21 protein-coding genes and 1 pseudogene are annotated in these 23,953 nt (G+C 63.3%); 13 read left to right on the top strand and 9 right to left on the bottom strand.

Annotation, left to right across the window (positions count from 1 at the left end; genetic code table 11):
* The first annotated feature begins 2 nt into the window (after positions 1–2).
* Genes rfbG through KUG39_RS05725 form a run of 5 tightly spaced genes read left to right on the top strand, consistent with a single transcriptional unit; the run spans position 3 to position 6,345 of the window.
* On the top strand, positions 3–1,136 hold the full coding sequence (rfbG, locus tag KUG39_RS05705; protein ID WP_216913504.1) for a CDP-glucose 4,6-dehydratase: 1,134 nt from the start codon (positions 3–5) through the stop codon (positions 1,134–1,136).
* The gene (gene rfbH / locus KUG39_RS05710) at positions 1,133–2,623 is read left to right on the top strand and encodes a lipopolysaccharide biosynthesis protein RfbH (protein WP_216913505.1); all 1,491 of its coding nucleotides are present in this window, start codon (positions 1,133–1,135) and stop codon (positions 2,621–2,623) included. Before rfbG ends, rfbH begins: the two co-directional genes overlap by 4 nt.
* Entirely contained in the window at positions 2,623–3,489 is an 867-nt protein-coding gene (locus KUG39_RS05715) for an NAD-dependent epimerase/dehydratase family protein (protein WP_216913507.1), read from the top strand. Before rfbH ends, KUG39_RS05715 begins: the two co-directional genes overlap by 1 nt.
* A gap of 5 nt (positions 3,490–3,494) precedes the next feature.
* Entirely contained in the window at positions 3,495–4,550 is a 1,056-nt protein-coding gene (locus tag KUG39_RS05720; RefSeq protein WP_094584312.1) for an SDR family NAD(P)-dependent oxidoreductase, read from the top strand.
* Positions 4,551–4,569: 19 nt separating this feature from the next.
* Positions 4,570–6,345, top strand: coding sequence for a hypothetical protein (locus KUG39_RS05725; protein WP_216913508.1), 1,776 nt, complete (start codon positions 4,570–4,572; stop codon positions 6,343–6,345).
* On the opposite strand, the gene KUG39_RS05730 is transcribed toward KUG39_RS05725, so the two are convergent.
* Positions 6,342–6,683, bottom strand: a complete 342-nt coding sequence (locus KUG39_RS05730) for a hypothetical protein (protein WP_216913509.1) — start codon at positions 6,681–6,683, stop codon at positions 6,342–6,344. The genes KUG39_RS05725 and KUG39_RS05730 overlap by 4 nt on opposite strands.
* A gap of 6 nt (positions 6,684–6,689) precedes the next feature.
* Between KUG39_RS05730 and KUG39_RS05735 the strand changes: the two genes are divergently transcribed.
* The 6 genes from KUG39_RS05735 (at position 6,690) to KUG39_RS05760 (ending at position 13,288) form a co-directional block, all read left to right on the top strand.
* Entirely contained in the window at positions 6,690–7,655 is a 966-nt protein-coding gene (locus tag KUG39_RS05735; protein WP_094584315.1) for a glycosyltransferase family 2 protein, read from the top strand.
* 73 nt (positions 7,656–7,728) lie between these two features.
* Positions 7,729–8,457 carry an SDR family NAD(P)-dependent oxidoreductase gene (locus KUG39_RS05740; RefSeq protein WP_216913510.1) on the top strand — a complete coding sequence of 243 codons (729 nt, stop codon included), beginning with the start codon at positions 7,729–7,731 and terminating at the stop codon, positions 8,455–8,457.
* A gap of 19 nt (positions 8,458–8,476) precedes the next feature.
* Entirely contained in the window at positions 8,477–9,613 is a 1,137-nt protein-coding gene (locus KUG39_RS05745) for a 3-dehydroquinate synthase (RefSeq protein WP_216913511.1), read from the top strand.
* Positions 9,613–11,418, top strand: a complete 1,806-nt coding sequence (locus KUG39_RS05750) for a thiamine pyrophosphate-binding protein (RefSeq protein WP_216913513.1) — start codon at positions 9,613–9,615, stop codon at positions 11,416–11,418. The genes KUG39_RS05745 and KUG39_RS05750 overlap by 1 nt, the downstream gene beginning before the upstream one ends.
* Positions 11,419–11,466: 48 nt before the next feature.
* Entirely contained in the window at positions 11,467–12,270 is an 804-nt protein-coding gene (locus KUG39_RS05755) for an aldolase/citrate lyase family protein (protein ID WP_094584319.1), read from the top strand.
* Between the two features lie 82 nt (positions 12,271–12,352).
* Entirely contained in the window at positions 12,353–13,288 is a 936-nt protein-coding gene (locus KUG39_RS05760; protein ID WP_216913515.1) for an NAD-dependent epimerase/dehydratase family protein, read from the top strand.
* Here KUG39_RS05760 and KUG39_RS05765 read toward each other — a convergent pair.
* From KUG39_RS05765 to KUG39_RS05775, 3 genes are all read right to left on the bottom strand, one after another.
* Positions 13,278–14,429, bottom strand: coding sequence for a class I SAM-dependent methyltransferase (locus tag KUG39_RS05765; RefSeq protein ID WP_216913516.1), 1,152 nt, complete (start codon positions 14,427–14,429; stop codon positions 13,278–13,280). The genes KUG39_RS05760 and KUG39_RS05765 overlap by 11 nt on opposite strands.
* Positions 14,430–14,513: 84 nt before the next feature.
* Entirely contained in the window at positions 14,514–14,912 is a 399-nt protein-coding gene (locus KUG39_RS05770) for a hypothetical protein (protein WP_216913518.1), read from the bottom strand.
* The gene (locus KUG39_RS05775) at positions 14,905–15,888 is read right to left on the bottom strand and encodes a glycosyltransferase (protein WP_216913519.1); all 984 of its coding nucleotides are present in this window, start codon (positions 15,886–15,888) and stop codon (positions 14,905–14,907) included. The genes KUG39_RS05770 and KUG39_RS05775 overlap by 8 nt, the downstream gene beginning before the upstream one ends.
* Positions 15,889–16,272: 384 nt before the next feature.
* On the opposite strand from KUG39_RS05775, the gene KUG39_RS05780 reads away from it, so the two are divergent.
* Complete coding sequence (locus KUG39_RS05780) at positions 16,273–17,979, top strand: hypothetical protein (protein WP_216913520.1); 1,707 nt, start codon at positions 16,273–16,275, stop codon at positions 17,977–17,979.
* A 54-nt stretch (positions 17,980–18,033) separates the two neighbouring features.
* Here KUG39_RS05780 and KUG39_RS05785 read toward each other — a convergent pair.
* The 5 genes and pseudogenes from KUG39_RS05785 to acpP all read right to left on the bottom strand — a co-directional run.
* Positions 18,034–18,204, bottom strand: a pseudogene (locus KUG39_RS05785) (transketolase-like TK C-terminal-containing protein); the annotation flags it as partial.
* A 121-nt stretch (positions 18,205–18,325) separates the two neighbouring features.
* Positions 18,326–19,903 (bottom strand): glucosyltransferase domain-containing protein, encoded by a 1,578-nt coding sequence (locus KUG39_RS05790; RefSeq protein WP_216913523.1) that lies wholly within the window; start codon positions 19,901–19,903, stop codon positions 18,326–18,328.
* A 57-nt stretch (positions 19,904–19,960) separates the two neighbouring features.
* On the bottom strand, positions 19,961–21,979 hold the full coding sequence (gene tkt / locus KUG39_RS05795) for a transketolase (RefSeq protein WP_190612523.1): 2,019 nt from the start codon (positions 21,977–21,979) through the stop codon (positions 19,961–19,963).
* Positions 21,980–22,054: 75 nt separating this feature from the next.
* Entirely contained in the window at positions 22,055–23,302 is a 1,248-nt protein-coding gene (gene fabF / locus KUG39_RS05800; protein WP_190612524.1) for a beta-ketoacyl-ACP synthase II, read from the bottom strand.
* Between the two features lie 7 nt (positions 23,303–23,309).
* Complete coding sequence (acpP, locus tag KUG39_RS05805; RefSeq protein ID WP_035833476.1) at positions 23,310–23,552, bottom strand: acyl carrier protein; 243 nt, start codon at positions 23,550–23,552, stop codon at positions 23,310–23,312.
* Positions 23,553–23,701: 149 nt separating this feature from the next.
* Here acpP and psaC point away from each other — a divergent pair, with 149 nt between their 5' ends.
* Positions 23,702–23,947 (top strand): photosystem I iron-sulfur center protein PsaC, encoded by a 246-nt coding sequence (gene psaC / locus KUG39_RS05810; RefSeq protein ID WP_011377242.1) that lies wholly within the window; start codon positions 23,702–23,704, stop codon positions 23,945–23,947.
* Positions 23,948–23,953: the final 6 nt, after the last annotated feature.

Here is a 23,953-nt window from a genome sequence, read left to right on the forward strand (position 1 = left end):
CCATGGCCAGCACCTCCCTTCGGCGGGCCTGGCACCAGCCCGATCCCGCCTTCTGGCAGGGCAAGCGGGTGCTGCTCACCGGCCACACCGGCTTCAAGGGCAGCTGGCTGGCCCTCTGGCTCTGCGAGCTGGGGGCCCACGTCACCGGCTTCGCCCTGGCGCCGGACACCGAACCCTCCCTGTTCGACCAGCTGGGCCTGGCCGGCCGCCTCGATCACCACGTGGGGGATCTGCGCGATCCGGCGGCCCTCAGCGCGCTGGTGGCCGCCGTCCAGCCGGAGGTGGTGCTGCACCTGGCGGCCCAGCCCTTGGTGCGCCGCAGCTACGCCGAGCCGGTGCTCACCTGGGAAACCAACGTCCTGGGCACCATCCACCTGATCGAGGCCCTGCGGCCCCTGGCCCAACCCTGCGCCGCGGTGCTGATCACCACCGACAAGGTGTACCGCAACAACGAATGGCTCTACGGCTACCGGGAGAACGACCCCCTCGGCGGCCACGACCCCTACAGCAGCAGCAAGGCCGCCGCCGAGCTGGCGATCAGCTCCTGGCGCGCCAGCTACTGCGGCACCCTGCCCCACCAGTCGCCCCACCTGCGCCTGGCCAGCGCCCGGGCCGGCAACGTCATCGGCGGCGGCGACTGGGCTGCCGACCGCATCATTCCCGACACCGTCCGCTCCCTGCGCGCCGGTGAACCCATCACCCTGCGCAACCCCGGCGCCACCCGCCCCTGGCAGCACGTGCTCGAACCCCTCGGCGGCTACCTGGCCCTGGCCGAGGCCCTCGCCGAGCCGTCCGATGGGCTCTCGATGGCCGAAGCCTTCAACTTCGGGCCCCAGCTGGAGGCCAACCGGCCCGTGCAGGAGCTGGTGGAGCAGGCCCTGGCCCACTGGCCCGGCACCTGGATCGATGCCTCCGATCCCACGGCCCCCCACGAGGCGGGTCTGTTGAATCTGGTGGTGGACAAGGCCCACCACCGCCTCGGCTGGTCGCCCCGCTGGGATTTCGCGACCACCACCGCCCGCACGCTTCAGTGGTATCGCCGCGTGATCGAAGCCGGCGACGACCCCGTGTCCTGCTGCCTCGACGACCTCACCGCCTATCTCGCCTGCTGCCCGCCGGGCCGATCCACCCCATGACCGCCGACCTCGACCAGCTCAAGCAGGAGATCCTCCGGCTCACCCGCGATTACGCCCGCCAGGCCCACGCCGGCTTCCGCCCCGGCGATGACCCGGAGCGCACCCCCCACGCCGACGGCCAGACCATCCCCTACGCCGGCCGTGTCTTCACCGAAGACGAAGTCGAAGCCGCCGTGGGCACCACCCTCGACTTCTGGCTCACCCTCGGCACCGAAGGCGCCGCCATGGAGAGCGAGCTGGCCGCCTTCCTCGGGGTGCGCCACAGCCTGCTGGTCAATTCCGGCTCCTCAGCGAATCTGGTGGCCATCTCGGCCCTCACCTCCCACCGCCTGCCCGCCGAGCGGCGCCTGCGCCCCGGCGATGAGGTGATCACCGTGGCCGCCGGCTTCCCCACCACCGTGGCGCCGATCCTGCAGGTGGGCGCGGTGCCGGTGTTCATCGACGCCGATCCGATCACCGGCAACGCCCGCTGCGACCAGCTCGAGGCCGCCTTCACCCCCGGCGTCACCAAGGCCGTGATGATGGCCCACGCCCTGGGCAACCCCTTCGACCTGGCGGCGGTGCTGCGCTTCTGCCGCGCCCACGACCTCTACCTGGTGGAGGACAACTGCGACGCATTGGGGTGCTCCTATTCCATGCCCCGGGAGCTGGCCGAATCCCTCGGCTTCAGCGACAACAGCCCCGGCCTTGATGAGGGCCCCGACCGCGTCATCCGCTGGACCGGCACCTGGGGCGACATCAGCACCCAGAGCTTCTACCCGCCCCACCACCTCACCATGGGCGAGGGCGGCGCCGTCAACATCGTCCGCGACCAGAAGCTCAAGGTGGTGGCCGAGAGCTTCCGCGACTGGGGCCGCGACTGCTGGTGCCCCTCCGGCAAGGACGACACCTGCGGCAAGCGCTTCGACTGGCAGCTGGGCGAACTGCCCGCCGGCTACGACCACAAGTACATCTACAGCCACCTCGGCTTCAACCTCAAACCCCTCGATCCCCAGGCCGCCATCGGCCGGGTGCAGCTGCGCCGCCTGCCGGAGTTCATCGAGGCCCGCAAGCGCAACTGGCAGACCCTGCGCGAAGGCCTGGTGGCCACCGAGCACGTGCTGGAGTTCTCCCTGCCCACCCACGCCACCGGCTGGGATCCGCAGACCGGTTTCTCCTGGGATGCCAGCGGCTGCCGCACCGACTGCTCCTGGTTCGGCTTCAAGATCGCCGTCAAGCCCGACGCCCCCTTCCGCCGCACCGACCTGGCCCGGGAGCTCGATGCCCACCGCATCGGCAACCGCATGCTGTTCGGCGGCAACCTGGTGCGCCAGCCGGCCTTCGTGCAGCTGCGCGCCGATCGCCCCGACGCCCTGCGGGTGGTGGGCGATCTGGCCGGCGCCGACGCGATCATGGTCGACACCCTCTTCCTCGGCACCTACCCGGGTCTCACGGCGCCGATGCTGGCCAAGGAGATCGACGTGATCCGGGCCTTCTGCCAGGCCTGATGCGGCTGTTCCTCACCGGCGGCACCGGCTTCATCGGCTCCCACGTGCTGGCGGCGGCCCTGGCGGCGGGGTACCAGGTGCGGGCCCTGCGGCGCTCGTCCCGCTCCGCCCCGGTGATCCCCCTGCCGCGCCAGCCCCAGTGGTGCGAGGGCGATCTGCTCACCCTCCCGGCCTCCGCGCTGGAGGGGGTGGAGGCGGTGCTGCACCTGGCCTCGGCGGGTGTCAGCCCGAAGCAGGTGCCCTGGGCCGAGCTGGTGCAGGCCAACGTGGCCGGCAGCCTGCGGCTGCTGGAGCTGGCGGCGGAGGCGGGGGTGCGCCGCTGCGTCGTCACCGGCACCAGCCACGAGTACGGCAACGCCGCCCGCCGTTTTGCGGCCATCCCCCCAGACGCCCCCCTGGAGCCCCTGAGCGCCTACGGGGCCAGCAAGGCGGCGGCCTTCCAGCTGCTGCGCACCTTCGCCATCCAGCGGCACCTGGAGCTCTTCTACGGCCGCATCTTCACCGCCTACGGCGAGGGCCAGTTCGCGGGCAACTTCTGGCCCTCCCTGCGGCGCGCCGCCCTGGCCGGGGAGGATTTCCCCATGACCTCGGGCCGCCAGGTCAGTGATTTCGTGCCTGTCGCCGCCGTGGCGGCCCACCTGCTGGAGGCCTGCACGCGCCCCGATGTGGCCCCGGGCCGCCCCCTGGTGGCCAACATCGGCTCGGGCGTCGCCACCAGCCTGCTGGCCTTCGCCGAGGCGGAGTGGAGCCACCTGGGGGCGACCGGTAGATTGCGCCCCGGTGTGCTTCCCGACCGCCCCGATCAGATCGAGCGATACGTTCCGGACCTGGCTGGTTTGAGGCTTCCCGCGTCCCCTCTGCCCTGAATCCGATGAAGGTCCTGATCACCGGCGGTTGCGGCTTTCTCGGCTCCAACCTGGCCGCCTCCTACCTGCAGGAAGGCGCCGAGGTGATCGTGCTCGATGCCCTGTTCCGGCGCGGCTCGGCGGCCAACCTGGCCTGGCTGGAGTCCCAGGCCGCCCCCGGGCGCTTCCACTTCATCCAGGGCGATCTGGCCGAAGCCGAGGCCGTGATGGCCGTCTTCCGCCGCCACGCCCCCTTCGACTACATCGCCCATGTGGGCGGCCAGGTGGCGATGACCACCTCCCTGACCGATCCCGCCCGCGACCTGCAGACCAACGTGCTGGGCACGTTCCACGTGCTCGAGGCGGCCCGGGCCCTCTCCCCGGAAGCGCTGATCGCCTACAGCAGCACCAACAAGGTCTACGGCGACCTGGAGGGCCTCCGCTACGAGGAGACCCCCACCCGCTACCGCCTCCCCGACCACCCCGAAGGCCTCGACGAAGCCCTCGGCCTCGATTTCTCCACCCCCTATGGCTGCTCCAAGGGGGCGGCGGATCAGTACGTGCGCGACTGGGCCCGCGTCTATGGCCTCAAGACGGTGGTGTTCCGCCACTCCTCGATCTTCGGCGGCCGCCAGTTCGCCTCCTTCGACCAGGGCTGGGTGGGCTGGTTCTGCCAGAAGGCCATCGAGCAGAAGCGCGCCCACCAGGCCGGTGTGGCCCCCGAGCCTTTCACCATCGCGGGCACCGGCAAGCAGGTGCGCGATGTCCTCCACGCCGACGACCTGATCCGCCTCTACCGGGCCGCCTACGAGCACCGGGAGCGGATGACCGGCGAGATCTTCAACATCGGCGGCGGCGCCGCCAACTCCCTCAGCCTGCTGGAGCTGTTCGCCCTGCTTGCCGAGCTGCTGGCCATTCCGCCGCTCGTTTACACCCCCACCCCCCGCCGCGCCAGCGACCAGGACTGCTTCATCGCCGACATCGCCAAGGCCCAGCGCCTCCTGGGCTGGTCGCCGGCCATCTCCTGCCGCGACGGGGTCAGCCGCATGCTCGCCTGGACCGAAACCAACCTGATGGGCTGAGGCCGGGGTGAACCGAACCATGCCCGTTGCCCTGCAGAAGCTGCGCCCCCTGCTCGTCTCCGCCGGCTTCATCGGCCTCTGCGCCCTGTTCTATTTCCTGAGGCGGCCCTCCATCACCCTGGAGCCGCTCCTCTATGCGGAAGACGGATCGATCTTTCTGCAGACGGCGATCGATTCAGGCGTCCACTCCATCTTCAAGACCTACGCCGGCTACAGCCACCTGCTGCAGCGCCTGGTGGCCCTGTTCGCCGTCAACAACCTCTCGCCGCTGGATTACCCGCAGTTTTTCCTGGCGGTGGCCTGGGCCAGCTACCTGGTGCCCCTGTGCTGCATGGAGGCCCTGATCCGGATGGGGTTCTTCGGCCGGATCCTGCGCTTCTCCTATATCCCCTATGTCTTCTACCCCTACGGCCAGGAAACCTATCTCAATCTGCCCAACGCCTATATCTTCTTCCCGCTCGGCTTCATCCTGATCGCCTACGCGGTCTATGGCCGCCTGCTGCAGGGCAGCGAGGCGTCGCCCCTCCGGGTGTGGCCGGGCTTCCAGCTGCTGCTGTTCCTCTATGGCCTGGTGGCGGTGTTCACGGGTCCCTTCGTCGCCCTTTACGGCCTGCCCCTGCTGGTCTTCGTGCTGCTGAAGCGGCGTCGTCTCTCGCTGGCCCCGCTCTGGCTCACCGTGCCGGTGCTGCTCTCCTCCGTGCAGCTCTATCTCTCCCAGCTGACCTTCAGCTACAAGGTCTCCACCGCCCAGGCGATCAGCAAGTTGCTGGCACGGCCGGATGTGCTGCTCGACTGGTTCACCATCCACCTGGTCAGCCCCCTGTTCGGCGGCTACAAGCCGGGCTGGTACCTGCGGGTGCTGCCGGAGCCGCTGCAAATGCTGCTGGTGGCGCTCCTGGTGGCCGTTGTGGTGCTGGCCGTGCGGGTGGTGAGTCGCCGGATGCGGCAGCCGTCAATGCTCTATCTGGCCATGTTCTCCACCATGGTGCTCTCCTTCTCCAGCCTGCTGGTGGCGTTGCGCCGGGGTGCTCCCCTCGCCGCCCTGACCGTGGAGGATGCCGGCGGGCGCTTCTTCTTCTGGAACACCGTTCTGTTCCTCACGATCCTGCTCACGGCCTTTGTTCTCCTGGTGCGCGATCGCACAACCCGCCAGGGAACGGCCTCCAGGATCATGGCCTGCTGGCTGATCCTTTCGATCGTCTTCTATCACAACAACGTCGCCCGCCGCGAGGCGCCGATCAGCTACAGCGAACAGCTCGAGCAGCAGTGCAGGGTGCCCGGCAAGCTGCCGATGGAGCTGCAGATCTTCGCGGGCCCGATCTGGAGTTTCCAGCTGGGTCGGCCCCAGATCGACAGACTCTGCGCCGGCGTGATGCACTTCACGCCGATGAATTCGAAGGTCAGCGACCTCCTGCCCAGGCAGCTCCAGCCGATGCCCTTGCACACCGGCCAGACGATGCGCTTCCCCGTCGTTCCACAGGCGGATCTGAAGATGGAGGCCGTCGGTCTGATGATCGGCACCAACAACCGGGTCAACCATGGCGTCCTGCGCCTCTGCGTTCAATCCCCATCGGCTGATGCTCCTGCCTGTTCGGCGGATGTGGACAAGAGCCGATTGCAGGACAACCACATCGCCCGGTTCCCCTTCGCCGATGGCCTGGCGGTGCGCTCCGGCGAGACACTGGAGTTTTCCCTGAGCGATCTGGATCGGCCTGGAAACAGCTCCAAGGGTGAGACGGCCATCTATGTGTCGAGGCTGATCAGCAGCCCCGTGGCCTTTGCGGGAGTGAGCTAGCGGCCCGCCATTCCAAGGGCCACGATCCCATAGCCCAGGGTGATGGCCAGGATGTTGGCCGGAGCCACCGGGGCCGCATCCTTCAGCGAGAAGAACACATACAGCAGCGGATATTGCAGGCTCAGCACCAGCACGGCCAGTTTTCGATCGACCCCGGGAAGCACCAGGGCCGTGATGCCGAAGGAGGCGCCGTAGCAAACAAGCGAAGCCGCCAGGTAGATCGCACCGGTGCGGACGCCTTCGGCCGGCGGCCGGATCCGCAAGATGAATTGGCCCAGGCATGCCGCAAGAACGGCAGCCAAAAGATACACTGCCTGCAGCATGCTTTTTGACAACATTTGCCCATGACGACGTCGACGCATCATATCGCCATTTGCATTCCCTGTTACAACGAGTCGTCCAACGTCGAAGCGCTCTATGTGAGGCTGGCCAAGGTTCTCGAGCAGTTTCCGGACGATGTCTTTTCGATCGTTTTTGCCGATAACTGCTCCACCGACCACACGGTGCAACTGATCGAGGGGCTGGCGGCCAGGGACTCCCGCGTCGGCCTGATCCGCAACGTCTCGAACTTCGGTTTCGTGCGCTCCTCGGCCAATGCCCTGCTGGTGCCCGATGCGGATGCCAATGTCTTTCTGATGGCGGATCTGCAGGATCCCCCCGAGCTGGTGGCCGATCTGATCAGCGCCTGGAAGAAGGGCGATGACCAGGTGATCTTCGCGGTGCGGCGCTCCAGCCACGAAAGCCCGATCCTCTTTCTCTGCAAGAAGATCTATTACGCCACACTCTCGTGGCTGTCCGACTACCCAATGGTGCGCGACACCACCGGTTTCGGCATCTACGACCGCTCCGTGATTCTGGCCCTGCGGCAATCGATCGACTCCTACCCCTTCATCAAGGGCCTGGTCTGCGCCATCGGCTTCAAGTGGTCCACGATTCCCTACGTGAGCGCCGATCGCAAAGGCGGCAGCAGCTCCGCCTCGCTCTCGTTCCTGGTGGATTTCGGCGTGCTCGGCATCGTCACCTCCTCCCGCAAGCCGATGCGGTTGATCACCACCGCCGGCCTGTCGCTCGGGGCCCTTTCGATTCTGCTGTCGTTCGTGGTGATGGTCAGCAAGCTGATCTTCTGGGACAGCTTCCAGTTCGGTGTGGCCATGCTGTCGGTTTCGGCGCTGTTCTTCGCCGGCACCATGATGTTCGCCCTCGGCATCCTGGGCGAATACATCGGCTTCATCAACCAGCGCACCCTGCGCCTGCCCCTGGTGGTGGAGCGCAGCCGCCACAACGTTCCCTCCCGCGAGACGAGGGTCTGAAAATCCGGGGAGTCCCCTTACCATGGGGCACAGCAACGCTTCCTGCTGCTGGCGGCCTAGGGGTCTTGCTTCCATGAGCGCCGTTTCCCCTGACCCGCGACCCCGGAATGTGCTGGTGTTCGGCGCCGGGGGTGCCCTGGGTTCGGCCGTCGCCGAAGCACTGACGGCTGCGGGTGATCAGCTCCACACGGCCGGCTCGGCAGCCGTTTCCCCCTCAGGGAGTGCCCGTTCCCACGTGGCCCTCTCCTATGCCGAGCCGGTGAGTGCCGAGCTGTTTTCGGCCTTGCCGCCGCTGGATGCGGTGGTGTGGGCCCACGGCCTCAACGCCAGTGATTCGATCGCTGATTTCGATCCGACCACCTTCGAGCGGCTCTGGCAATGCAATGTGCTGTTCATTGCGGCCAGTCTTTCGGCGCTGTTGTCGGCGGGGCGGCTGGAGCGCGGCAGTCGCCTCTGCGTCATCAGTTCGATCTGGCAGCTGGAGAGCCGGCTGGGAAAACTCTCCTACACCGTCTCCAAGGCCGCACTGCAGGGCCTGGTGAAGTCCTGCGCCATGGATCTGGGAGAGAAGGGCATCCTGATCAATGCGGTGCTCCCCGGTGTGGTGGATTCACCGATGACGCGACGTCACCTGTCCCCCGAGCAGATCGGGGCGATCACGTCCCAGACGGCCCTCGACCGCCTCGCCCAACCCGAGGACATCGCTGCAGCCACGGCTTTCCTGGTCGGCCCCGGCAATCGCTTCATCACCGGCCAGTTCCTGACCGTGGACGGCGGTTTCATCGGCTTCAAGCACACATAACCAGCACTCCCAGTCCTTCATGACGTCCCTGTCCCTGGCTTCGCTCCCCCCCATCGTCATCCGCAGCTCACTGTCCGACTACAGCATCGACTTCCAGGGGCTGACCGATCTCGGGGCATGGAAGCCTGAGGCGGACCTGATCCTGATGGATGCCTTCTTCCGGGACAGGATCAGCTTTCCAGCAGAGCAGCCCGTCATCTTCGTGGAGGCCACCGAAGACGCCAAGTCCCTGCCGCAGACCATCGAGCTGTTCGTGGCGCTCAAGCAGGCCGGACTCGGTCGCGGCTCCCGCCTGCTCGCCGTGGGAGGTGGCGTCATTCAGGACATCGCCACCTTCGTGACCTCGCTGTACATGCGAGGTATCGCCTGGGACTACGTGCCGACCACCTTCCTGGGCATGGCCGATTCCTGCATGGGGGGCAAGAGTTCGATCAATGTCGGCGCCTACAAGAATCTGATCGGCAATTTCCACCCCCCTCGCTGTATTCAGATCCTTCCTGTCTTCGCACGCACACTGCCTGCCGTGGAGATGGCAGGCGGGGCTGCAGAGGCTGCCAAGATCGCCTTCTGCCGTGGACCTGAGGCCTTCTCCAGCTATCTGGAGCTGGTGCAGCCTGTGTTGGCCGGAGCCTGGAGCGAGCAGGACCTGGCCGCCTTGCTGCACGCCACCCTGCGGGTCAAGCAGTGGTTCGTGGAGAAGGACGAATTCGACCGGGCAGAGCGACGCTGCCTCAACTTTGGCCACACCTGGGGGCACGCCCTGGAATCGGCGACCGAGTTCGCCATTCCCCACGGGCTGGCGGTGGCCCTGGGGATGATGGCGGCGGTCCGCTTTCTCGGGTCACCGTCCGATTGTCTGCCGCTCTGGGATCATTGCCTTCAGCTTCTGCATCCGACGCTTGATCCCACGGCCGTTGAATCGTTTGACCCAGAACGCTTCCGTCGTGCCTTTCTTGCTGACAAGAAGCATTCTCCCGGTTACTATCATCTGATCGTTCCGACCTCCAGCGGTGTGAAGCCAGGATTAGAGCCTTCCAGTGTGCTTGGGGTCGAGGAAATCAAGATCCCGGCCGGTGAGCCCCAGTTGGCAGCCATCCAGCTCGCCATGGAGGAGGCCCTCAAGGCTGTGTCTTCCGTTCCCCAGGAGATTGGTTGATGAAATACTCCGATGTGATGCTGGAGTGGCTCAAGTCCGCGGGCTTCACCCACTGCTACTTTGTCGCGGGGGGGAACATCATGCATCTGCTGAATTCCGCCCGCCATCAGATGGTGTGCGTTCCCACGGTGCATGAGGTGGCTGCCGTCATTGCCGCCGAACATCACAATGCCACCCTGAATTCGGGAACCGCGGCAGAAGGAATCGGCCGTGCCTTTGTCCTGGTCACGGCAGGTCCGGGTCTGACCAATGCCCTCACGGGCCTGGCGGGGGCCTGGTTGGAGAGCCGCGAGCTGCTGCTGCTCGGAGGCCAGGTCAAAGTGAGTGATCTGGCCCCTCCCGGCCTGCGTCAGCTGGGTATCCAGGAGGTGGACGGTGTGGCGCTGGCGGCCCCACTGTGCAAGCAGAGTCTCTGTCTGCGGGAGCCCCTGGATCATCTCTCCTTCCTGGCCAGCGTGGCCCTGAGCTGGCAGGGTCGGCCCGGGCCGGTGTTTCTGGAGCTCCCCCTGGATGTCCAGGCCCATCCGGTCCCCGAGGACTGGCTGGCCGCAGAGGGGGCCCCCCTCACCCCAGCGACCACGGCCGCGGTTCCCGACACCGCCCCCACCGCGGCCCGGATCGCGGCCCGTGTTGCCGCAGCCCAACGGCCGGTCCTGCTCCTCGGTGGTGGTGTCTCGCGGCCCTGTGCCCAGAAGCTTGAGTCCCTCTTGGCGTCCCTGGGGCTGCCGGTGATGACCACCTGGAATGGGGCCGATCGCTATGGGTCCGAGCATTCCAATTACTTCGGTCGGCCTAACACCTGGGGGCAGCGTTACAGCAACATCCTGCTGCAGCAGTCCGACCTGCTGATTGCCATCGGCAGCCGGCTCGGGCTGCAGCAGACAGGCTTCAACTGGCAGGAGTTCCTGCCGGTGGGGGATGTGATTCAGGTGGAGATCGACCCAGCCGAGCTGGCCAAGCCGAATCCGACGCTGGCGGAGGCCATTGAGGCCGATGCCGATGCCTTTCTGAGCCAGCTGCTTCGTCATGATCTTGGCCAGCACCCGGAATGGCTGGCGTTCTGCCATGACGTCAAATCCCGATTGCCCCTCTCAGAGGCCTGCAATGCCACGGCCGAGGGCTATCTGAATCCCTACGACATGGTGATGGACCTCTCCAGGGTCTGCGGTGATGCCGACCACATCGTTCCCTGCAGCAGTGGTGGTGCCTTCACCGTGATGATGCAGGCCTTTCACCTGCGTCAGGGCCAGACGATGCTCACGAACAAGGGGCTGGCGAGCATGGGCTATGGCCTTTCGGCGGCGATCGGTGTGGCCCTCGCCGACCGCCACCATCGCACCGTTCTGGTGGAGGGGGACGGTGGGTTCAGTCAGAACCTTCAGGAGCTGGCCACGGTCGCCGTCAACGATCTGAATCTCAAGATCTTCCTGTTCTGCAATGAGGGCTATGCATCGATCCGCATGACCCAGAAGAACTACTTTCAAGGCTCTTACGTCGGCTGTGACGTTCGCTCCGGTCTGGGGTTTCCCGATTGGAGGCTCCTTGGCAAGGCCTATGACGTGCCCGTCCACACCCTCTCCGCTGGGTGGTGTTCCGACGATCCTGTGTTCCTTGAGTTATGGGAGCGTCCATCGCCAGCGTTGTTCCTTGTGCCCATCGATCCGGAGCAAAGCTATTTCCCCAAGATCTCCAGCCGTATCAGTGCCCAGGGTGGCATGGAATCCAATCCGCTTCACAGGATGACTCCCGACCTCCCCGACGAGATTGCATCTTGTGTTTACCGATACCTGCACACATCCGAGTAATCAAAAGCGTCCATTTCTGGTAAGATTCGACCAATCGTCACGAGACCGATGAACGCTCATGAACGGAAGATGTTGGATATTCTTAAGCGCGGAAGAGAATGTTTCGGTGTGGTTGCAACAAAGGCTGAGTTTGAGGCTGAAGGTACCCGTACGGACGAGCTCCTGAGGTTGCTCGAAATCGCCCATAAGGCCGATGTGGGTATGGCCCTGAAGGTGGGTGGCTGCGAGGCCATCCGTGACATGCTTGAGGCGCGGCAATTTGGGGTCAATTACATCATTGCACCCATGGTGGAATCCCCCTATGCCTTGGGGAAATTCATTGCCGCCAAGAACAAGGTCTTTGCTCCCGAGGATCAGGAGGATGTCAAGTTCCTGTTCAACGTGGAAACGATCGCGGGCTATCGCTGCATCGATGATCTGATCGCAGCAGCCTCTGCGGAGGTTGGCTGCAATGGCGTCGTGTTCGGACGTGTTGACTTCAGCTGCTCGCTCGGCGTTGGTCGGGAGGGTCTGGAAGGAAATGAGGTCACCGAGGTTGGTGAAGATATCGCCAGGAAGTGCCAGAAGGCCGGTCTTGAGTTCGTTGTTGGCGGAGCCGTGTCGATTGATGCGTTTCCCAACCTGAAGCGATTCCAGGCTGTCCATCTGGATCGTTTCGAAACCCGCAAGGTCATCTTCCAGGGATCGGCCCTTGACTCGCCCGATCTTGCAGAAGCCCTGCTGCAGGCTGTTCACTTCGAATTGCTCTGGCTGCTCAATAAGCGTGAGTACTATGGCCTGATGTACCAGGAAGACCAGATGCGCATCGAGATGCTGGAGAGCCGCTGGAAGGTGCTTGAGCGCGACACCTGATCTTGAGCGATTCGATGCTGAATCCTGAGCCATTCGATCAATAACCGACGAATCAGTTGTTTCACCTACACGCCATTTTCTGATGTCTGAGTTTCATTCCAAGCCCATTGCCGTCACCGGTGCCACCGGGTGGGTGGGAAAGACCGCACTGCACGAGCTGCAGCGTCTGCTCGCGCCCGATATCTTTCGTCAGAAGGTCCGTGCCTATGCCAGCAAGCCCGCCTTGCTGAGCACCACAGCCTATGGGCAAGACCAGTCGTTCGATTATCCCGTCCACCCACTGGCTGAGCTGCCGGAGCATGCCAAGCAGGAGCCCTTTGGCTATCTCTTCCATGGGGCCTTCTTCCCTCGCTCCGGGCTGGATGCTGTCGGTGTTGACGCCTATATCGCGATCAACCGGGAGATCACCAGGCTCGTGTGCGAGGCCATTGTGCATTCACCCGGCGTCAGGGCTGTGAACATTTCCTCCGGTGCCGCGGCGGCCTTTGACAGCACCGGTCGGGCCTCTGAAGAGAAGATCGCTGAAAACCCCTATGGCGCCCTCAAGTATGAAGAGGAAGTGCGGATCAGGGAGCTCACCGCCAGCCTCATCCTGAGGATCTACACGCTCTCGGGCAGATTCATGACGAACCCTGAGATCTATGCCCTGGGTGACTTTCTTCTCAAAGCCCGGGACGGTAGCCAGATCTTCCTGAAGTCCAAGAATCGCGTGGTTCGCGGCTTTGGCCATGCTGGCAACATTGTGGCGTCGGCCTGGGCGTGGCTCGCCAGTGACCATCCTCCATTGGAGGCCCCCCTGGCCACCGTCAGCGAGGAAACCGATCTGACGTCCCTGGCACAGAGGGTCAGCAGGTTATTCAGCCTTCCTGAGCCCGTCTCCTCTGTTGACCCGGGCCTCACTCCGAATGTCTACTCCTCTGATCCCGCTCCTTTCCTGGACTTCCTCTCCACCCATGGCCTTTCCGCATGGACCATGGACGAGCAGATCACCGATACGGCTGCTGGCCTTAAGGGCTGACCGGCTGATGAAGAACCTCAATCCCGTCTTGCCGGAGGGCGGAAACATGGGTATCCGAAGGATAGGTCGACAGGATCACGCCGAGGATTTCTTTCGTATAAGCCGGAGCGGCGATGATGATGGCATTGGCTGCCCGGGATAGGGCTTCGGCGGGAGAAATGATCTCAATGTGCGTGGCGGGCGAGTACTTGCCCTGTTTGAACTCTGCCGAATCAATGATGTACTCAATTTTCTCTCCAATACCCGCACAGGCGATGATCGTAAAGCCTTGATGGCTGGCTCCCCATAGGGCCACGCGCCTGCCCTGGGCCTTGAGATCATCAATCAACGCATTCAGCTCGCTGCGCAACTTCATGTAGTTGTTGGACAGTCCACTCAAGGCAACAACTGGCCGTTTTTTGACGTAGGCATAAATTGTATCTTCATTGAAGAGGCCCATCTCCAGGATGTCAAACCCATTTGTTTCGAGCATGCGCCGCAACGTGGTTTCTGTAAAGTAGAGCAGGTGATCCCTGACAAACTCGTAATAGGCGTCATAGCGCAGAATGTGATCGAAACTGGGCACCGTAATCAGGCCAACGCCATCGGGCGTCAGGCTTCTGTGAATTCCAGCCAGCATGCCGCAAGGATCTGGTTGGTGTTCAAGGAAGTTGATCGAGAGAAACCCGTCATAGGGCGCGTTCGGCACCCCGCATTCAGCGGAGTCGACAAATCCTTGGGCGACGTCCAGGCCCTTGCTTTGTGCGGCGAGAACGGAGGCGCTTGAATGCTCAATTCCAGAGATCCTTACCGATTCGCTGGAAAAGAGTTGGATGAAGTCACCCTTGCCACAGCCGACTTCGATCAGATGCTTGTCCTCCAAAGAAAACTTCTTGGCAAAGTCCTTGAACAGCTCAAGCTTCAGATTGGCAAAGACACCCTTGACCGGCATCGCCCTGATCACATCGCGATAATACGCAACGGGTTCGCAGTCAAGCTGCAAGGTCTCACAGGAGAGGCATTGTCTGACGTTGAAATCGATTCCCTTGTCTGAAGCCAGCTCTTCCTTCGTTGGCATCTGTTGGGCGCCCGAAGGGAGATCGCTGTAGTGCAGGATCGGCTCCGACAGCTGATGGCCGCAAACGAGGCAAGTCTGTCTCATGATGGATGCTGCTCATCGCAATGGCATCGTAGTACGGACTCATGGAGAAGTCTTCCATGCTGCCCATCTCCCCGGGCAGGAGAGTCAGCTCTGGGGTTCGTCATGCTCTGTGCGCCTGGTGGATATCTTCTGCTTGTAAACAAACGTGCTCCATGCATAGCCAACGATCAGGGACGTGGCGGCGCCCAGCACCGTCAGCTCCGTTCTACCGATCACTCCCTTGAACAGGGTGACGATGACGGCTCCCGCCGTAATGGTGGGCACGACGGAAATGATGTAGCGCCCGATGGAAACCCGATATCCCTGGCTGCTGGGGAAGACAAGAAAGCGAAAGCTGAAGTATCTCAGGACATGACAGGTTGCTTCTGCAATGCCCAGGGCGAGAAAGGCACCCATCGGATAGGCAAGCCAGAAAAGAGCGGGGCCGAGGATGGTGAAGGCGATGCCGTTGAGTCCGTAGCGGGTGAATGAATGGCTAATCATTCGGACCTTTGCTCTGGCGCATCAAGGTATATCTGAGCTTCGGCCTGAAGCCGGAAAGGCGCAGGCCTTCGATCTGCCTCGAGACCACCGCCATGGTCAGCATCTGCAGGCCAAAGCTGATGAGAACCAGGGCCATGACCGTGGGGATGCCGCCTTCGTACTGACTGTTCCCGGATAGATAGTTGGCGAGCAGGAACACGGCCACCATGAAGGCAAACAGAACCCCAAACCCGCCGATGGTGAGGGCCAGGCGACTGGCGGCTGCGTCTGCGGACAGCAGAGCTCTGATGGCCTCCAGGGCATACCCTGCACCGCGATAGGAGGATGTCCCCCGGGTTCGATCGGCCTGCCTGTAGTGAATCAGCACCGGCGAATGGCAGCTGTTGGCGATGCACATGCGCAGGTTCATCCCGGACTCATCCCAGTAGCGCAGGATCTCCTCGACAACCTCTTTTCGGTAGCAGCCGAAGCCATGGAAGCCACTGGGAACCTGTTGGAGCCTGGAGGAATAGCCGAGGGCCTTGTAGTACGTCCTGCGCGCCATCTGCAGCAACGGCCCCCCTGCCGATCGACTCTTCACGGCCAGCACCGCATCCTTGGAATTGTCCTGCAGCAGCCGCACCACCATCTCCACACTCTGCTCGGGAGGATCCTGAAGATCGGAGCAGAGACAGATCATCAAGCTGCAATCGCCCGCGTGCTTGAAGGCGTTGACGGCTGAAGCTTCCGGGCCATAGTTACTGCTGTTGGCGATCCCGATAACCTGCGGGTCCTTCGCGACAATGCGCTGAATCACCGTCAGGCTTTCGTCGCTGCTGTTGTTGTCGGCAATCACCATGCCGAACTCAAGGTCGTCAGGGTTCGGAAGGGCCTCCCTGATCTGCTCGAAGGCTTGACGACAGCGCGAATGCAACTCCTCAAGGTTCAGCGACTCATTGTAGGCCGTCGATACGTATACGAGTCGTTCGGATGTCATGCTGCAGACGAGTGCTGTCGTTTCCACGTTAGCCGATGTTTCCCGTTTGTCTTCAGATTCCGAGACGCCTTTGGGCCCGTTGCATGCTGTCCTTTGAACATGGTGTCACAACCGATGATGGGCGTCGCGTCAGCATCATGCTCAGATGGCATCTTCGCTGCAGCACCACCGAGGACTCATTCGGCGTTCGGCGAAACTCCATGAAGGTCTGTTGCACTCAGTGGTTGAAGACTGCCATGCCCATTGGCGATTGCTTCCATCCAGGCGATCTCAGTCTTTCGTTTCTGCAGAGAACCCGTGCCCTGTTCTCCTTGTTCCCAGCCTCAAACTGGCTATTCAGCTGGGTTGATGTCGTGTATCTTGGTGAACCAGCGTGATTGTTTCATGGATCTGGCCGATCGAATTCGTCGTCCATTCAGGCTCAGAGCATCTGACCTGAATATCGGTCTTCTTCTGTTTATTGCTACGTCCCTTGCCATTCTTATTCGGGTTCTGTGGGCGGGTGTGATTACCAGTGGATTTCAGGATGATGTCCATGTGGCTGCGTCACTGGCACGCCGCTACTTGCAGCGCCCCCCAGGCACCGAGGTCGTTGACATGTATACGCAAGGTTTTCTCCACCCCCTGCTATACGTCCCGCTCTTGGCTTTGCTCCGCTTCATCGGCATCCCACCTCCATTACAGGACGGATTCGCGATCGCTTTCGTGCAGTCCGTGGCCGTGGGTCTTATTGCCATGCTGGCCTATGCAGGAAGTCGTGCCCTGCTGAATCGCGGGGCATCCGTTGCCGTTTGCTTCTTTTGCGTCGGACCGCCTCTGCTGATCCGGCCAGTGGATCTGTCGATCACCCAACTCACTCCTAATGGCGAGATCCTCGGCAGTGTGCTGCTCCTTGGCATGTGGACGCTGCTGGTTCATCGACCAGCGGGACGCCGAGCACTCTCAGGTGTCGTTGCCCTTTCCGTGGCCGCCTTTCACCTTAAGTATCAGCTCGTCCCCCAGGTGTGGGCTCTGATCCTGGGTGGGGGCCTCGGCCGGCGGCGGACTTTCCGGCTTCTAGCTATCTCTTTCGTGGCGTGTCTGGTGGTTGACCTGCTCGTTTACCGGATGGGGGGCTATGGGCTGTTCAGCCGCGCTGGTTCCCTGTTGGGCGACTACATGGGCGTCGTAGATATCGACGCCTCCAGTAGGGAGCCGTCTGGGTTTTCTCTCCGGGCTGTGGCCGTCTGGTTCATTGTCAAGGTTTTCACTTTCGTCCGCAATGCACCTGATCTGCTCATGGGTTTGCTTGCCAAGCTGCGCACGCTGGCATTCGAAGCCCCTCAATTCCTGCTGGCCTGGCTTGTGTGGCTCGTTCCCCTGGTTCGCCCCCAGCGCTACCCGCCCCACTCTCTTCATTTCTTCAGGGCGTCGCTTCTCCTGTCTCTCGCCACCATCGCCGCGATTCTGCTGCCCAACAAGGGCATGTTGAACTACTACCTGCTTCTTATTCCCACGGCTGTCGTGGTTATGGCCACAGGCCTGGCCAACGTCCCTGGCCTTGTCAGCTCCGCTGCATCGGCAAAGGTCCCGGCTTCATGGCCTGCCCGACCGTTCGCGATGCCATGGTGGGCCCCACTTCTGGCCCTTACACCTGTTCTCGCTCTGCTGAGCGTTACGGGCCACAGGATGACCCGGGAGCTGGCTTCTGGCGGCAGTCGCATTGGTTCCCTCCTCCCCGCCGAAACGCGTCAGGAAGGTCTCCATGTCTTTGGATTGAATTCCCACCTTCTAGGGGTTCATGACACCCATATCAGCGACCTCAACCTCGGCACACTAATCGTCTTGTCCTGGGTCAAGAACGACACGACGGCATACATCCGCGCGCTCACCACTTCGCAGGACAGGCCCAGATTCGTGCTTGACCATGTGTCCTCCCCGCGAAAGGGTGCTGGTCTTGCTCCGGCCAACTACCCGCCCCTGGAGGAGCTGGCCCGGCGCCACGGCGTCAACTTGCTTGAGGTTTACCGCGTGCGTCAGACCAATGAATTGGGCATCCTCTATGAACGGATCAGTGATCCCCAGGAGAAGCATCAAACAAGACGGGAGTGAGATCCCGGCTTCCTGTTGATGAATGTCTTGGCGTTGCCTTCGGCCAGGCCGAGGTCAGCCCAGCGCCTGGGCGGTGGCCACCACGTTGTCGACGGTGAAGCCGAACTTCTCCAAGCAGACACCGCCGGGGGCGGAGGCACCGAAGTTGTCGATCGAGACGCTGGCGCCGTCAAAGCCGGTGAACGTGTGCCAGTGGAAACGGTCAGCGTCTCCAGCGAGAGCCCGCAGCTCACTATGCAAAGCGACGTCGCGTCGGTGCACGAAGGTTACGGTGATTTTGGAGAACTCTCCGGCAGTGAGAATGTCTCGACACTTCGTCAAGGCGTAGTGACTGTGTCTTCAATGCTTAGCTCAGCTTGATCAGTACGGTGTCGTCATTCACCTGGATGGAGCCTGGTTGCGGCCAGGGTTTCATGGTTGCAAACTCGGTCTCAAATCTTTTCTTCTCTTTTTCTTCCACGGGTTTCAGGCCTGGAATGCCCATCGCTCTCAGCCAGGCACTGATCCGCCGAGCACTGCCTCCATCCCAATTGAAAAAGGAGGAACCGGCAAAGGAGTACCATCCGGTTCGATAAGGTTGCTCCCGTTGCAGTGAGCCATCGGTTGCAATTCTGGAGACCCGGGGTGCTTGCTTGGAACTCGTGGCAATCACGGAAGCAACAGTGTTGGCAACCAGCTGATCAGCACGTTGATTGAAAGCACGTGCTGCGTAATAATGGGAAATCGTAATAAGGCTTTGCAGAATCAACACGCAAGACAGTGCTGCGCCAACCATGAGAATCCTCAATCTCCGTGAGCCTGCCGCCAGCTCCATCCACACCATTGACGCCAGCCAGGCCACATAGGGAACGGCGAAGAGAGCCCGCATCGGAATCCGATACGGTTTTGAGACAATGTTCAGGGCCAAGGGGATGGCAAGCATGAATAGCCAGCCGAGCATTCCTTGCCAACCTGCCTTGAGTTGGATCCCGGAAGCCTGCGTTAAATCGCGAGCTGGGCCGCAGTAGATGAAGTAAAGAATAAGAGCGCCAATCAGAAGCAGGGGCAGGCCCCAGAGGGGATGGCCATAGAAGAAGCCAGGCGTGAGATAGGTTCTGGTGTATTGCTCCAGGTTGCCGGTGATGTACTGCAGCGGCTCTGTCCTGAGCATGAAATAGGGGCTTCGAAAGTAGATATTCACATGTTGGATGTTCTGGCCTGTGAGCGTGAGATACGCCTTGACGGTGAGCGCATAGGCCAGGACGGATGCTACCCCGTACACAATCCAGGTTCGAAGGCTGGTAATGCCAAATGCTGATTGATTGCTCTCTGCCTGAGAGATCGAAAACAGGGTTACCCCCATTCCGATGGCAAAATAGACGGTGATCTGGGATTGAAAGGTGCTGAGAGCGAGAACCAGCAGAGCTACCGTGAGTACTGAGAGCAGGCTGTGCTGGAGGGGAGGGCGTTGATTCCTGATTCTGTCCACCGTCAACAAGGCAGCCGTGGATGTGCAGATCAGCCCAAGAGCAAGGCCTGCAGCCAGGCCTGAATACTCCTGAGTAAGCCAGTTCGTTGGAAACAGAATAAAAATCAGAAAGCCTAGCTGGGTTCTCCAGGAATGGCGCAGGCCGTGAATGGAAACAATGGTGTTATATGAAATGATATAGGCTGCAGCCAGCAGTGCATAGGGGGCCAAGGGTAAGACTCCCGGTGGCTGCAGTATTTGGCCTAACAGTTCAAGGGAAAATCGGCCCTGAAGGGAGATTGAAAACGGGGTATACAAACCTAATTCTTCGTCGATGTTCAGCCCATGGCTGAACATGAACCCCCCCATCGCGACGCATGCAAACACGAACTGTGCCAGCGCCGCGGTTGGGGTCAGGCCACTTGATAAGAAGAGGGCCAGCAAGTCTGCCGTGGGACTTTCTGGCTTCTTCTTCATCGGAATTAGGAAGTACTCGCTAGGAAGATAGTGCCCATGGATGGATTGGGCACCACCTCAGCCCAGCGCCTTGGCCGTCGCCACCACGTTGTCGACGGTGAAGCCGAACTTCTCCAGGCAGACGCCGCCGGGGGCGGAGGCACCGAAGCTGTCGATCGAGACGCTGGCGCCGTCGAAGCCGGTGTACTTGTGCCAGCCGAAGGAGCTGGAGGCCTCCACCACCACCCGCTTGCGCACGGCGGCGGGCAGCACCGACTCGCGGTAGGCGGCGTCCTGCTCCTCGAACAGCTCGACACAGGGCATCGACACCACGCGCACGGCCTTGCCTTCGGCGCTGAGCTGGGCGGCGGCCTTGACGCAGAGGTCGAGCTCGGTGCCGGTGCCGATCAGGATCAGGTCCGGCGTGCCGTCGCAGTCGTTGAGGATGTAGCCGCCCTTGGCCACCTTCTCGGCTGCGGAGTTGGCCTGGTTGACCATGGCCTGGCGGCTGAGGGCGAGCACCGTGGGGCGCTTGCGGTTGGTGACGGCGACCTTGTAGGCCCCCACCGTCTCGTTGCCGTCGCCGGGGCGGATCACCAGCAGGTTGGGGATGGCCCGCAGGTTGGCGAGGGTTTCCACCGGCTGGTGGGTGGGGCCGTCTTCGCCCAGGCCGATCGAATCGTGGGTGAGCACGTAGATCACGCCCAGCTCGGAGAGGGCCGACAGCCGCATGGCGCCGATCATGTAGCCGGCGAACACCAGGAAGGTGCCGCCGTAGGGGATCAGGCCGCTGTTGTGGTATGCGATGCCGTTGAGGATCGCCGCCATGGCGTGCTCCCGCACGCCGAAGTGCAGGTAGCGGTTGGCTTCGTGGCCCTTCTGGAAGCTGGCCTCGCCCTTGATGTCGGTGAGGTTGGAGTGGGTGAGGTCGGCGGAGCCGCCGATCAGTTCGGGCAGGCCGGGGCCGAAGGCGTTGAGGGCGTTGTAGGAGTGCTGGCGGGTGGCCAGGCCCTTGTCCTCTGGGGTGAACACCGGCAGGGACGCATCCCAGCCCTCGGGCAGCTCACCGCGCAGCAGCCGCTCGAACTCGGCGGCCTCGGCGGGGTAGCGGCTGCGGTAGGCGGCCAGGCTCTCGTTCCAGGAGGCTTCGGCGGCGGCACCGCGCTGGATCGCCTGGCGCCAGTGCTCGTAGGCGGGCTCGGGCACTTCAAAGGCCCCATAGCTCCACTCCAGCTGCTGGCGGGTGAGCTCGGCCTCCTCGGCCCCGAGGGCGGCGCCGTGCACGCCGGCGGTGTTGGCCTTGTTGGGGGAGCCGTAGCCGATCGTGGTGGTGACCTTGATCAGGCTGGGACGGTCGGTGACCGCCTTGGCCGCCTCGATCGCCCGGGTGATGGCGGCCACGTCGGTGTTGCCGTCCTCGACGTGCTGCACATGCCAGCCGTAGGCCTCATAGCGCTTCATCACGTCCTCGGTGAAGGACACGCCGGTGTTGCCGTCGATGGTGATGTGGTTGTCGTCGTAGAGGGCGATCAGCTTGCCCAGACCCAGGTGGCCGGCCAGGGAGGCGGCCTCGCCGGAGACGCCCTCCTGGTTGCAGCCGTCACCCATCAGCACGTAGGTGTAGTGGTCGACGATGGTGGCGTCGGGCTTGTTGAACTTCGCCGCCAGGTGGGCTTCAGCGATCGCCAGGCCCACGGCGTTGGAGATGCCCTGGCCGAGGGGCCCGGTGGTGACCTCGACGCCCGGGGTCTCGAAGGTTTCCGGGTGGCCGGGGGTGCGGGAGCCCCACTGGCGGAACTGCTTGATGTCCTCCAGGGTCACGCTGTCGTAGCCGGTGAGGTGCAGCAGCGCATACAGCAGCATGCAGCCGTGGCCGGCCGAGAGCACGAAGCGGTCGCGGTTGAACCACTGCGGATTCTTCGGGTTGTGCTGCAGCACCTTGTCCCAGAGGGAGAAGGCCATCGGTGCGCAGCCCATCGGCAGCCCGGGGTGCCCCGAGTTGGACTTGTTGATCGCGTCGACCGCCAGGAAGCGGATGCTGTTGATGCAGAGCGTCTCTACGTGACTATCGACCTGGGTGGAGGGGGCGGCGACCATGGCTTGACGGGGGAGTACAGGGAGGAGGGAGGTGTTCCTGGGATGGGTGACCCGGTGCGCTGGCGCGCCGGGTGGTCAGGTCATCCGGCGGAAGGCGAGGCAGACGTTGTGGCCGCCGAATCCGAAGGAGTTGGAGAGCACGACGTTGACGGCGTGTTCCCGGGCCTGGTTGGGCACCACATCCAGATCGCAGGCAGGATCAGGCGTGCTGTAGTTGATCGTAGGCGGTACCAGGTTGTGGGCCACCGCCAGCACCGCGGCGATGGCCTCGATGCCGCCGCTGCCACCCAGGAGGTGGCCGGTCATCGACTTGGTGGAACTGACCGGGATGGTCATGGCGTGGGCCCCGAGCGCCGACTTGATGGCGGCGGTCTCGTTGCTGTCGTTGGCCTGGGTGCTGGTGCCGTGGGCGTTGACGTAGTCCACCGCCTCCGGCTCCAGCCGGGCATCGGCCAGGGCCAGGCGGATGGCCTCCGCCGCCCCCACGCCGCCGGGGGAAGGCAGGGTGTAGTGGTAGGCGTCGCAGGTCATGCCGTAGCCGACGATCTCGCCCAGCACCCGGGCGCCCCGGGCCGTGGCGTGCTCGAGGCTCTCCAGCACCAGCACCCCCGCCCCCTCACCGATCACGAAGCCGTTGCGCTCGGCGTCGAAGGGGCGGCTGGCGGTGGCGGGGTCGTCGTTGCGGAACGACAGGGCCCGGGCGCTGGCGAAGCCGGCCACCCCCAGGGGGGTGATCGCCGATTCGGCACCGCCGCAGACCATGGCGTCCGCCAGGCCCATCTGGATGAGCCGGAAGGCATCGCCGATGGCGTTGGAGCCGGCGGCGCAGGCGGTGGCCACGGCGCTGCTGGGGCCCTTGGCGCCGATGGCGATGGCCGCCAGTCCGGTGGCCATGTTGGGAATCATCATCGGCACACAGAACGGGCTGACCCGGTCGGGACCGCGGTCGGCCAGCACGTGGGCCTGGGTTTCCATCATCAGCAGCCCGCCCACGCCGGAGCCGATGGCGACCCCGATGCGCGAGGCGTTGCCGTCGTCGATGGTCAGGCCGGCATCGGCGACCGCCTGCTTGGCCGCGACCACCCCGAACTGGCAGAAGCGATCCCAGCGCTTTGCTTCCTTTGGTTCCAGCCAGCCCGCCGTGTCGAAGTCCTTGACTTCGGCGGCGAAGCGGCAGGCATGGCGGGAGGCATCGAACAGGGTGATCGGCGCCACCCCATTGCGGCCGCTGGTCAGCCCCTCCCAGTAATCCGCGACGTTGTTGCCGATCGGTGTGACCGCGCCCAGGCCGGTGACGACGACGCGGCGGAGACCCTCCACCATGGACGCCTCAGGCCTGCTTCTCTTGGATGTATTTGACGGCGTCACCCACCGTGGTGATCCCTTCGGCCGACTCGTCGGGGATCTCGATGTCGAAGGCTTCCTCCAGGGCCATCACCAGCTCGACGGTGTCGAGGGAATCGGCGCCCAGATCGTTCTGGAAATTGGATTCCGGCTTGACCTCGTCAGCCTCCACGCTGAGCTGTTCGGCAACGATCGACCGGACTTTCTCGAAGATCGCTTCCTGGGACATGGCTGCTGTGAGGGAGGCAGCATCCTACGGGTCGCCCCGTTCGGGGCCTTTCGGCGTATGAACAAGGGTGACGGCCAGCCCCGGGTGTCGCCCTGCGCCGGAACGGTGTGGGTACTTTGGGCACCTCGCCGTTCGTTCCCGGCCCTGGCATGTCCCACGCCGTCAAGATCTACGACACCTGCATCGGCTGCACCCAGTGCGTCCGTGCCTGCCCCCTCGACGTTCTCGAGATGGTGCCCTGGGATGGCTGCAAGGCCGCCCAGATCGCTTCCTCGCCCCGCACCGAAGACTGCGTCGGCTGCAAGCGCTGCGAAACCGCCTGCCCCACCGACTTCCTGAGCATCCGCGTCTACCTGGGTGACGAGACCAGCCGCTCCATGGGCCTGGCCTACTGAGCACCG

It is taken from the genome of Synechococcus sp. CCAP 1479/10 (assembly GCF_019038515.1).
Lineage (GTDB): Bacteria > Cyanobacteriota > Cyanobacteriia > PCC-6307 > Cyanobiaceae > Cyanobium.